We start from the raw sequence: 11,089 nt of genomic DNA on the forward strand, positions 1-11,089 counted from the left end.
GAAAGGAAGCTTCCCTCGATGAGTGATTCCAATTTTATTAGTCGGTCTTTTACAGAACCCTTTGGTTTCACCAAGAGCATTGAAGGACCTGCTTGCGATCGAGAAGGCAATTTGTATGCTGTGAATTTTGCCCGTAGACATACAATTGGCAAGGTAACGCCTGCAGCCGAATGCTCCATATTTCTTGAATTGGCAGATGGAAGCACTGGCTGCGGGATCCGTACGAATCGGCTAGGAGACATGTTCATTGCGGATCATACCGGCCATAATATTCTCAAAGTCGATATTGCAACGCGCCAAATCTCCGTCTATGTTCATGAACCGGCGATGAATCAACCGAATGATCTTGCGATTACTTCAAGCGGGGTTATTTTTGCTAGCGACCCGAATTGGAAAGACTCCACGGGACAACTCTGGCGCGTGGATACAAGTGGTAAAGCCGCTCTATTGGAAGCCAACATGGGAACTACCAACGGAATAGAAGTCAGTCCAGATGAGAAGACGCTTTATGTCAATGAAACCAGGCAGCGCCGAATTTGGGCCTACGATCTATCTGCGGACTATCAAATAAGCAATAAACGGCTCCTTATCGAATTCCCTGATTTCGGTTTGGATGGGATGCGTTGCGACATCGCTGGAAATTTATATGTAACCCGTCATGGAAAAGGCAGTATTGCCAAAATTTCAACTAGCGGCGAGATACTTCTGGAAGTCCCATTGTCGGGCAAAGACTGCACCAACCTGACTTTTGGCGGGCCTGACGGGCGCACGTGTTTTGTGACAGTTGCTGATGTAGGCAATATCCAAGTATTTCGATCAGATCTTCCCGGTAGGTGCTGGCAGTTACTCCAAGAGGATTGAGCTAATGGAAGGAGATCATATATGAAGCTAGCAATTGTCGGCATTTTTCATGAAACGAACACGTTTGCACCAGGTATGACCGAAATGGACGATTTTGCTCCGGAATGGATTCAAGGTAACGATCTTTTTCATCAAAGATATGAGCATACGCGAACATCCATGGGTGGCGTTATCGATGGGGCTCGATTGGAGAAAGCGGATTTAGTATGCGGCTTGTACACCGCGGCAGCTCCAAGCGGAATGGTCAGCCGTAGAACAGTGGAGGCTCTGTTCGATTCAGTGGTTTCCTCTATTGATTTATCAGCTGATGGAATCGTTGCCATTCTGCATGGCGCAATGGTAGCCGAAGGATATCCAGATATAGAGGGTGAACTCGTTCGCCGCATCCGAGAAAAGGCAGGTCTCTCCAAACCCATAGCAGTAACACTGGATCTGCATGCCAATATCAGCGCTCAACTGGTGGATCACGTCGACATCCTTGTAGGTTATGACACCTATCCGCATGTAGATGCCCATGAAAGAGCGGTGGAGGCCGTTCATTTATTAGCGGAGACGATTCGCGGAAAGATCAAGCCCATGAGTTCCTTTGTTCAACCTCGTCTACTCCTTGTGCCGCAGGTGATGCTGACCGACGTAGCAGGTCCTATGCAAGATATAATGGAACGTGCGTTCGCCATTGAACGTGATCCGAAGGTGCTCAATGTTACCGTAGCTGGTGGCTTTCCCTACAGCGATGTCCCTGATACTGGCGTTTCTTTTGTAGTAACGACGAATAACGATCAATCGCTTGCCGACCAATATGCGGAAGAACTTAGCCTACTGGCATGGGAACTCCGTGATAAGCTACAAAGCAATGGATACCCGGCCGCTGAAGCTGTTGCGATGGCTTTTGCCGAAGAGCATGGACCGGTCATCCTCGTAGAAGGTGCAGATAATGTAGGAGGAGGCGCTCCAGCGGATGCAACAAACGTATTGAAGCATCTTATCAACGCACCGAAAAAATGCCTCATTGTGATTCGCGATACAGAAGCTGCCCAATATGCCCATCGACAAGGTGCTGGTGCTGTTTTTGATGCAGCAATTGGTGGTAAAAGCGATAAATTGAATGGTGAGCCGATCCCAATTACAGGTGTTATCCGTCTTTTGTTTGATGGTAAATATACGCATATTGGTCCTTATATGACTGGACAATGGGCAGATATGGGGAAAACAGCTGTCATCGAAGCTGGAAATCTAACCGTTATTTTAACAGAAAAACGTACAGCACCTTGGGATCTTGGTCATGTCACGTCGGTAGGTTTACGTCCAGAAGACTTTCATGCCATCGTCGTGAAATCGGCCATTGCGTGGAAAACCGCTTTTGGCACCATGTGCAAAAAAATCATACAGGTCGATACGCCAGGCTGTTGTGGAGAAAATCTCTTCCACTTTCAGTATGTACATGTAACACGCCCTATATATCCGCTCGATTCCATGTCTTACAAGGAGGCATCCCAATGAGAACTTATGACAAATCCATTGCTAAGTATCAAGCAGCTAAACAACATCTTGCAGGCGGTGTAGCCAGCTCTTTGCGTGCATCGATGAAACCAACTCCCTTGTATGCAGGGTCAGCGAAAGGTGCACGCATCCGAGATGTGGATGGCAATGCCTATATTGATTACTTGCTTGCTTACGGCCCACTCATTCTGGGGCATGCGCATGACGGTCTAACTGAAAGTATCCATCAAGCCTTGCTCAATGGATCTACCTACGGGCTTCAGCATGATGGTGAAATTCAGCTTGCTGATATGCTGACACGGGTCCTTCCTTGTGCAGAGAAAGTATCGCTTAGCGGTTCCGGGACTGAAGCTGTTATGCTGGCGCTGCGATTGTCTCGTGCATTCACGAACAAAACAAAGGTCGTGCGCTTCCATGGACATTACCATGGTTGGTCGGATTCGATCTTCACCTCTTTTCCCAGCTCGGACATGAGTCAAAAAGCTTCTGACGACAAAGCGTCTAAAATCCCCCCTGGTACATTCGGACAAAGCGAAAACAGTCTGGATGATATCATCCTACTTCCTTGGAATGATCCTGTTGCCTTAGAATCGGTGCTCCGCACCCGCGGTCATGAAATCGCAGCTGTCATTACGGAGCCGGTCATGTGCAATTCCGGCTGTATCCAGCCTAAGCCAGGCTATCTAGAGTTGATCCGCAAGCTGACCGAAGAGCTCCATATCGTCATGATTATGGATGAAGTTATTACCGGGTTTAGACTTAGCTTGGGAGGGGCTCACGGAAGATTTGGTATCCTACCTGACTTGGTCGTTATCGGCAAAGCGATGGGCGGCGGCATCGCCATCAGTGCTGTGGCCGGTAAATCTGAGATTATGAAGCTCGTGGATGATGGTAAAGTAAGCCATCTGGGTACACTGAACGGAAACTGTGTGTCTACCGCAGCAGCCATCTCTACAATTAGCCACCTCGCGCAAGACAACGGTGCTGCTTATGAACAAATGGAAGCGTTATTTATTGAGCTTGCTACCGGAATACGCGTTTTGCTGGGCAGGCATGGTATCTCTGGTGTAGTCAACCAAATCGGGCCTGTGCTTCACATGATGTTTATTGATGCCGTGGAAGTTAACGACTTCGATACGTTCAATAAACGCGACTCAGCCAAATATAGCCGCTTCGCGGAATTAATGCTGGACGAAGGTGTATTACTCCGTCCGAATGGTCTTTGGTACATTTCCACGGCACACAGTAGATCTGATATTAAAGAGACATTGCTTGCAATGGATCGCGTGTTAGCTCATTTATAATATTACATATAATGGTTTTATTTATAATTAAAGGGATGAAAGATAGGCTAAATACCATAAATGGAGGTTCATGCTATGGATACATTCCTATTTCACCATTTGACCCGGGAAGAAATTACGGAATGCGCAAGGGCCGGTTACGCCGCAGTTGTGCCGCTAGCGGCAACGGAGCAGCACGGAAAGCACCTTAGTGTCTATACCGATAGCCTGATTTGCGAGCATGTGAGCACAGAGGCTGTGCGTAAAGCGACAGCAGAAGGAAAAGCGAAGCTGCTGCTGACTCCGCAATTGTCGATCGGCTGCTCCAGTCATCATCTTGCCTTTGGCGGCACGCTCTCGTTTTCCTCGGAAACGTACTTACGGATGCTCAAGGAAATCGGAGAAAGCTTAATCAAGGACGGATTCCGCAAGATCATTTTCATTAATTCGCATGGCGGCAATGCCAACATGATGAACCAGGCGGCACAGGACTTAGCTGTCCAATATCCGGTGTGGGTCGCTTCCGCTTCCTATTGGAACGCAGCTGGGCAAGCAATTACAGCTGCTCGGGAAGAAAATCGGGGGATGGTGGCAGGGCATGCCGGTCGTTTTGAAACTTCGCTGATGCTAGCGCTTGATGAGCGACTTGTTCGTAAGGATCTCATTCCGCAGGAGCATCCCGAGCTGGATTGGATATTTGGTGCGCGAGCTGGCACTTTTATCGGCTGTCATGGCAAGTTAACCGGTGCTGATGGGTTTACAGATAGCAGTGAGGCCGCATCCGCCGAGCAAGGACAGTCATATTTAGCTGCAATCGTAGATGGTGTGGCTCAGTGGTTCGTAGATTGCTATGCGACAATGGAAAAGGAGTGTAAGGGATGACAACATACACGGTAGTAGTGACGGATTATGGGTTTCCGGATTTAAAGCAAGAAGAGGATGTCTTGTTGCCAATGGGTGTCGAACTCCTTTCGGGTCAATGCAAAACGCCAGATGAAGTGCTGCAAATAGCGAAACAGGCGGATGCGATTATTACGGAAAGAGCACCGATTACGAAGGAAGTCATCGACAGCCTGGAGCGCTGTAAAATCATCGTCCGATACGGCGTCGGTGTCGACAATGTGGACATTGAAGCGGCCAAGGCCAGAAATATTCCTGTTGTCAACGTTCCGGACTATGGGACGGGGGAAGTCGCCGATCATGCCATGTCCTTGCTGCTTTCGAGCGTCCGTAAAATTCCACAAATTGTTGCCCAAGTACGCCGTGGCGTATGGCAAATAACGCCGTGCCGTCCTCTTATGGGACTTCAAGGGAAAACGTTAGGTATTGCCGGCTTCGGCAATATCGGGAAAGATGTGGCAAAGCGAGCGCAGAGCTTCGGTATCAACACGATCGGCTACGATCCATATGTGCAGCAGCCTGTTTTTGAGCAAATGAACACGCAAAAGGTCGATTGGCATCAATTGCTGGAACAAAGCGATATGATCTCCGTTCATCTTCCTTTAACGTCGGATACGAAGCATATTTTCAATCGAGATGCCTTTGAGCGTATGAAATCAACGGCTTATCTGATCAATACGTCCAGAGGAGCGGTCATTCACACCGAAAGCCTGATTGAAGCGCTAACGAGTAACCAAATAGCTGGTGCAGCCCTCGATGTGCTGGAGCAGCAACCGGTTGCGCTGGACAGTCCTCTGTTGAAATTAGAGCAGTGCTTGATTACAAGCCATTGCGCTTGGTATTCGGAAAGTTCATTAAACCGACTGCAGCGTCACGCTGCTTTGGAAGTACAACGCATATTTAACGGAGAGCGTCCGAAGCATATCGTCAATGGTGTGGAGGTATAATCCGCATGAAGACGCTGGTATATAACGGACCGAGGCAATTAAGTCTGGAGGACATGGAAGATCCGCGCGCGCTTCCAGGAGAGGCCATCATCAAAGTCGAGGCCGCAGGGATTTGCGGTAGCGAATTGGAAGGCTATCTGGGCCATAGCAGTGTCAGAATTCCACCGTTAATTATGGGGCATGAATTTTGCGGCACGATTATTGACACACATAATGGAACAGCTGGTGCAAATGCAGGTTTTTCCATTGGAGATAAAGTTGTAGCCAATCCGCTGATCTCTTGCGGCGCTTGCGACCGTTGCTTAATCGGCAGGCGCAATCTATGTCGTCACCGTGAACTGATAGGCATTCATCGGCCGGGTGCTTTCGCTGGGTATGTGGCCGTACCTTTGAATAGCCTGTACTCCGTGCCCAAAGAAATGGACGCCGCTGTCGCCTCGTTGGCTGAGCCGCTAGCCGTATGCATCCATGCGATTAAGCTCGGTCTTCCGTACTTGGATGATCTCATTATTTATGGAGCCGGGACGATAGGCTTGCTGACTTTGCAGGCGGCCTTGAATATGGGGGCTAATAAAGTGTTGGTTGTAGATCGGCAGGAAGTGCGGCTTAATCATGTCAAGCTTCTAGGTGCTGAGATTGCGACGCCTGAACAAGTGGAAAGCAAAGTGGCGGAGCTGTTCGCTCAGCGGGGAATCGATACGATTATAGATTGCGTCGGTGCTACCGCCGTGAGACAGCAAGCGCTGCAACTGATTAATCCTGGCGGAAACATCGTGCTCGTTGGCTTGGGAAGCGATGAATCTCCCATGAAAATGAATCATCTTGTCCGCCAAGAGGTTAACATCCTTGGTTCCTATTCCTATACCGATGCGGATTTTAAACATGCGGTTCAGATGCTGGTCAGCGGGAAAATCAGAACGGAAGGTTGGCTGGCGAGACGCAATTTGTCAGATGGAGCTGACATTTTTCGAGCTTTAGTAGAAGGTAAAACCGAATTCAGCAAAATTACTTTACATCCTTAAATAAGGAGGGCGATACCATGCGATTTGAGAAAAAGGTTTTCATTGTTACCGGCGGCGGAACCGGCATTGGCCGAGCCACTTCCCTGCGTTTGGCCCAAGAAGGGGCAAATGTCGTTATAGCCAACCGTTCTGAAAAGAACGCCATGGAAACGCTGGAGCAGATGGAAGGCTCGGCAGGAAAAGCTATTTTTGTCAAAACCGATGTGGGACAGTCTAACGATATACAAAGGGTGATCCAGACTGCGGTTGATACCTTTGGCAGGCTGGATGGCATTGTCCATAGCGCTGCGATTGAATCGTTGCTTAGTGTTGTCGATTTGTCCGAGGAGGAGTGGCACAACACGATCAATGTGAATTTAACATCCGCTTTCTTGTTAGGAAAATACGGCATTCCACACATGATCAACAGTGGTGGAGGCGTCATTATTAACGTCGCTTCTGTTCACGCGCAAGCAACAATTTCAAACTATGCAGCTTATGCGGCTTCAAAGGGCGGGTTGATGGCTTTGACCAGAAGTATGGCGATCGATTATGCCAAAAAAGGAATTCGCGTCAACGCGGTTCTTCCCGGCGCGACAGATACGGGCATGTTGAATCGATATGCGGAATTGGGCGGATTGCATGGCGCTGATCTAAATGAGGAATGGAAAGATGCCCAGCCGCTTGGACGAATCGGAAAACCTGAGGAAGTTGCCAATCTCATTTGCTTCATGGCAAGCGACGAGGCGCGATTTATGATTGGCACGGGTGTAGTTATAGACGGAGGGATGTTGGCTGAGCTATGAAACAGTACATCGCGATTTTACCTATGCTTGATGAGGAAAAGAATCGACTCCATCGCCCAGCACACTTGGCGTATTTGGAGGATCTGGAAAAGAAGGGCTCCATCTATCTTAAAGCTCGTTTTGTAGACGGCGCCGGTGGCATGGTGATTTACAACGCTAATTCTTTGGAAGAAGCTGAAATACTTGCCTCTCAAGACCCGTTCGTTATCCATGGTGCGCGCTCATGCGAGTTCCACGAACTGCTCATTGTATGATGGAACAAATCCGCTTGGAAAATGAGTATCTGTTGATTGACATCATTCCTGCACTCGGAACTAAAATCTGTTCGCTCATCAATAAAAAGACGGGAAAGCAATGGATGGATCGACCTGAAGGAAGGGGAGAGTTTCGTGAGCCTCGCTATGGCAGCTTGTGGGAGAAATGGGATCGATGCGGTTGGGATGAGTTATTTCCAAGCATAGATAGCTGTTCCTATCCGGTTGATCCATGGAAACACGTCCAAATTCCCGATCACGGAGAAGTATGGGCATTGCCGTGGGCGTGTAACAAAGTTTCCGACCTAGAGATGCAGGGTGTTGTTCAAGGACGTGAACTGCCTTACCGACTGGAGAAAAAGATCGTTTTGAAAGATAGTCAGATACATTTTTCTTATCGTTTAACCAATTTGTGTGAGCATGATATGCCTTATTTGTGGGCTCCACATCCGATCATTGCTGCTACGGAATCTATGCGCATCTGTTTGCCGCCATCTGTTGACCAAATCATAACGACCGTTTCGTTAGATCAGCGTTTGGGACAATGGGGCATGGAACATGCATGGCCAGCATTTATCGGCGAGGACGGGACCAACGTAGAAATCGATAAGATGCCTGCCCGCAATTCCGGCGTTGCCGATAAGTTTTATGTAAAGGCCCCCCTCCAAGAGGGCTGGTGCTCCGTTGTCGAGGAAGCTACTGGAGAACAATTTAAACTTATTTTTGATGTAAAAACGATCCCTTATTTGGCCTTTTGGATGAATGGCGGCGGTTGGAATGATCATTATCACCTTGCGTTGGAGCCAGCGACAGGGTATTTGGATAATGTGAGCATCGCTCATGCATGGGACAGCTGCATGGTATTGCCGGGCGGCGGCGTCAATGAGTGGGAGTTAACTTTGGAAATCAGCTAGATCTAGGAGAGTGAACCCATTGATAGGTAAAGTATATCCATCGGAAAAGAAGTCGTACCACGATGAAAAAACGGGAAAACAAGTGTGGCAGCTGACCGAAGGCTCCTCCAACAATGTTCATCTTTATTTTACGGATAATTCCTTTTCGTTAGGGGATGAGGAAATTTACTTTCTCTCCGATCGCGGAAGTGACCGAGGGCTGTACAACTTTTTCAAGATGGATCTGGCCTCAGGTCTAATCACACAGTTGACTGACGAGCCCGAAGGCGTCGGCTATACCGGCTTCAGCACGAAGACACCAGACAGCGAGCTGTTAGTCTATATTACAGGCAACAAGATCAAAAAGGTGGATACCCGAACGGGAGAGATAACCGTTGTGTACGAAGAAACCGAGGGTATGACGTTATGGTCACCTTTTATAAGTCCCGATAAAAAGCTAGTTGGCTTTTGCCGCAACGAGGATGTCTCCATTACATATGGCAACAATTACGCCGGCTTCAAGGAGACGATGTACGCGATCAAACGGGGCTTTGTCACGATTGCCCATTTGGATGGTTCCAAGGTCTATAATGCTTTTGAAGACACACACTGGCTGGGGCATTTTCAATTTTCCCCTCATAACAGCGATCTTGCTATGTTCTGTCATGAGGGTCCATGGAACCAAGTTCATCAACGTATCTGGCTGCTGGAAGTTTCCTCGGGTAAAGTAACTCCTTGCTTCAGGCAGGAGGAGGACGACTCCGTAGGACATGAGTTTTGGACGCGAGACGGATTAATTTTCTTCGATAATCGCAGAAAAGGGCATGATGGCACCATTACCTCGAAGCGAACGCAGGCTACGATCGTTGCGGAGGAAAGCGGGCAAACGCCATATATCGGGTTGGCTGATGAGAAGGGCGAAGTGCTCAAGACGATCCCAATGCCGCATTACTGCAATCATTATCATGCCAATAACGATAACAGCCTACTGGTCGGGGATGAAGTCGATGATATAGTCCTGATTGCATTGAACAACGGTCAAACGGAGCTAGAAACCTTATGTACGCACCACACCTCATGGGGATCCCAGATGTCGCATTGCCATCCGACGTTCAGCTGGAAGGCTGACAGCATTTTATTCGCCTCCGACCGAAGCGGAACGATACAGCTGTATGTAACGGAGGTAAATGTAAAATGAAAAAAAAGAACTTATTGTTTATTACAACGGATCAACAAAGACAGGATTCACTGCCATGTTATGGGTTGGATTTTATGAAAACGCCCAATTTGGATTGGATTGCTAATAATGGCATGGTATTTAACAACTGTTACGTGACAGCTCCAGTATGCGGACCCAGCCGGTCAGCCATGATGTGTGGGCAGTATCCTTCTGTCGTCGGGACATTATCCAACGATACCAATCTTCCTGAAGGAACACCGGTATGGCCGGAGATTGTTGGCAGGGAAGGCTATCAAACGGCTGCGATTGGCAAAATGCATTTTACCCCATGGGATCAACTAGGCGGTTTTAAAGAGAGAATTATTTGTGAGGATAAACGGCATTTTTATTTGCCAGATGACCACTATACATTTCTTAAACACAACGGGTTGGATCGTTCGAGCCCGGTTGAGTTTCCTGAATACCAGGAATCACTCGGAGCGCCTTATTTTATTCATGAAAAGAAGTTTCACCCAGATGTATTTGTTGCAGAAAGCGCGGCACAATGGCTGGGAACGAATGGTGATGAGCCTTTTGCTGTTTGGGTTAGTTTTCCAAGCCCGCACGATCCCTACGACCCGCCTGCAGAAATGAAGGATATGTATGAAGAATGCGACATTCCTGAGCCGATTCAAGGTTCTGTAGAAGCAAACTATATGTTAGAAGAACAATTGGCGTTCTGCAGGGATACGGAGAATAATTCGGTTTTCAGAATTGATCCTACGAAGGCAACTCCCGAGCAAATTAGAAGATGGCGGAAGCATTACTATGCGACAATCTCCCTAATCGATGAAGGCATTGGCAAGATGATAGATGTATTACGGGAAAAAGGCGTGCTGGAAGATACGTATATCGTGTTTACAAGCGATCATGGCGATGCGCTAGGTGACCATGGTTTATCCTATAAATATTTCTTTTACGAATCGATGGTCAAAGTTCCACTTCTTGTGTATGGACCGGGTGTCTCGAAAGGCAGCACATGCGATTCCCTGGTAAGCACGGTTAATCTGATGCCGATGTTCTTGGATATTTGTCAGGCTCCCAAACCGAAAACGGTTCAAGGGAAAAGCTTAATGGCATTAATCGAGAACCCTGAGAAGCCCATTAATAATTATGTTTTTAGTGAATTCCTGGGACGCTCCATGGTGTATGACGGTAGATATAAATATGTTCATTATATTTCTGGTGGCGAAGAACTGTTTGATGTACAGGAAGATCCACAAGAGATTACGAATAGATCGAAGGATGATACTTTGTTTGGCATAAAGAGTGATCTGAAAAGCAAACTGATTGAGCATATGTTGGAATGCCAGAGCTTGCTTAAACAAAGAACGACGGTAGAAACCCATCCTGAACGGAAGAGAATTGACGATGAGTATAAGCAGATGAGGATGAGTATTAAGAATTAGAGGAAGAAGGAGAATA

11 protein-coding genes are annotated in these 11,089 nt (G+C 47.8%); all 11 read left to right on the plus strand.

Annotated elements, in window-relative coordinates; all coding sequences use genetic code 11:
* The first annotated feature begins 18 nt into the window (after window positions 1-18).
* The 11 genes from AC58QG_RS18420 (at window position 19) to AC58QG_RS18470 (ending at window position 11,073) form a co-directional block, all read left to right on the plus strand.
* Complete coding sequence (locus AC58QG_RS18420) at window positions 19-861, plus strand: SMP-30/gluconolactonase/LRE family protein (RefSeq protein WP_497363586.1); 843 nt, start codon at window positions 19-21, stop codon at window positions 859-861.
* A gap of 21 nt (window positions 862-882) precedes the next feature.
* Window positions 883-2,361, plus strand: coding sequence for a M81 family metallopeptidase (locus AC58QG_RS18425; RefSeq protein ID WP_497363587.1), 1,479 nt, complete (start codon window positions 883-885; stop codon window positions 2,359-2,361).
* Window positions 2,358-3,665 carry an aspartate aminotransferase family protein gene (locus AC58QG_RS18430; RefSeq protein ID WP_497363588.1) on the plus strand — a complete coding sequence of 436 codons (1,308 nt, stop codon included), beginning with the start codon at window positions 2,358-2,360 and terminating at the stop codon, window positions 3,663-3,665. Before AC58QG_RS18425 ends, AC58QG_RS18430 begins: the two co-directional genes overlap by 4 nt.
* Window positions 3,666-3,740: 75 nt before the next feature.
* A complete protein-coding gene (locus AC58QG_RS18435) occupies window positions 3,741-4,526 on the plus strand; it encodes a creatininase family protein (protein WP_497363589.1) in 786 nt (261 codons plus the stop codon).
* Window positions 4,523-5,491 (plus strand): C-terminal binding protein, encoded by a 969-nt coding sequence (locus AC58QG_RS18440; protein ID WP_497363590.1) that lies wholly within the window; start codon window positions 4,523-4,525, stop codon window positions 5,489-5,491. The genes AC58QG_RS18435 and AC58QG_RS18440 overlap by 4 nt, the downstream gene beginning before the upstream one ends.
* A 5-nt stretch (window positions 5,492-5,496) precedes the next feature.
* On the plus strand, window positions 5,497-6,513 hold the full coding sequence (locus tag AC58QG_RS18445; RefSeq protein ID WP_497363591.1) for a zinc-dependent alcohol dehydrogenase: 1,017 nt from the start codon (window positions 5,497-5,499) through the stop codon (window positions 6,511-6,513).
* Between the two features lie 17 nt (window positions 6,514-6,530).
* Window positions 6,531-7,298 carry an SDR family NAD(P)-dependent oxidoreductase gene (locus AC58QG_RS18450; RefSeq protein WP_497363592.1) on the plus strand — a complete coding sequence of 256 codons (768 nt, stop codon included), beginning with the start codon at window positions 6,531-6,533 and terminating at the stop codon, window positions 7,296-7,298.
* Complete coding sequence (locus tag AC58QG_RS18455; protein WP_497363593.1) at window positions 7,295-7,552, plus strand: YciI family protein; 258 nt, start codon at window positions 7,295-7,297, stop codon at window positions 7,550-7,552. Before AC58QG_RS18450 ends, AC58QG_RS18455 begins: the two co-directional genes overlap by 4 nt.
* Window positions 7,549-8,466 carry an aldose epimerase family protein gene (locus AC58QG_RS18460; protein ID WP_497363594.1) on the plus strand — a complete coding sequence of 306 codons (918 nt, stop codon included), beginning with the start codon at window positions 7,549-7,551 and terminating at the stop codon, window positions 8,464-8,466. Before AC58QG_RS18455 ends, AC58QG_RS18460 begins: the two co-directional genes overlap by 4 nt.
* Before the next feature lie 19 nt (window positions 8,467-8,485).
* On the plus strand, window positions 8,486-9,643 hold the full coding sequence (locus tag AC58QG_RS18465) for an oligogalacturonate lyase family protein (protein WP_497363595.1): 1,158 nt from the start codon (window positions 8,486-8,488) through the stop codon (window positions 9,641-9,643).
* Window positions 9,640-11,073: a sulfatase family protein gene (locus tag AC58QG_RS18470; protein ID WP_497363596.1), complete on the plus strand. Its 1,434-nt coding sequence runs from the start codon at window positions 9,640-9,642 to the stop codon at window positions 11,071-11,073. The genes AC58QG_RS18465 and AC58QG_RS18470 overlap by 4 nt, the downstream gene beginning before the upstream one ends.
* Window positions 11,074-11,089: the final 16 nt, after the last annotated feature.

The sequence above is a fragment of the Paenibacillus sp. J22P169 genome (genome assembly GCF_059691995.1).

Bases quoted from the DNA above. Each gene is read 5' to 3' on its own strand.
- AC58QG_RS18455 (WP_497363593.1), top strand. From the start codon at position 7,295: ATGAAACAGTACATCGCGATTTTACCTATGCTTGATGAGGAAAAGAAT.
- AC58QG_RS18470 (WP_497363596.1), top strand. From the start codon at position 9,640: ATGAAAAAAAAGAACTTATTGTTTATTACAACGGATCAACAAAGACAG.
- AC58QG_RS18445 (WP_497363591.1), top strand. From the start codon at position 5,497: ATGAAGACGCTGGTATATAACGGACCGAGGCAATTAAGTCTGGAGGAC.
- AC58QG_RS18460 (WP_497363594.1), top strand. From the start codon at position 7,549: ATGATGGAACAAATCCGCTTGGAAAATGAGTATCTGTTGATTGACATC.
- AC58QG_RS18425 (WP_497363587.1), top strand. From the start codon at position 883: ATGAAGCTAGCAATTGTCGGCATTTTTCATGAAACGAACACGTTTGCA.
- AC58QG_RS18435 (WP_497363589.1), top strand. From the start codon at position 3,741: ATGGATACATTCCTATTTCACCATTTGACCCGGGAAGAAATTACGGAA.
- AC58QG_RS18450 (WP_497363592.1), top strand. From the start codon at position 6,531: ATGCGATTTGAGAAAAAGGTTTTCATTGTTACCGGCGGCGGAACCGGC.
- AC58QG_RS18440 (WP_497363590.1), top strand. From the start codon at position 4,523: ATGACAACATACACGGTAGTAGTGACGGATTATGGGTTTCCGGATTTA.
- AC58QG_RS18420 (WP_497363586.1), top strand. From the start codon at position 19: ATGAGTGATTCCAATTTTATTAGTCGGTCTTTTACAGAACCCTTTGGT.
- AC58QG_RS18430 (WP_497363588.1), top strand. From the start codon at position 2,358: ATGAGAACTTATGACAAATCCATTGCTAAGTATCAAGCAGCTAAACAA.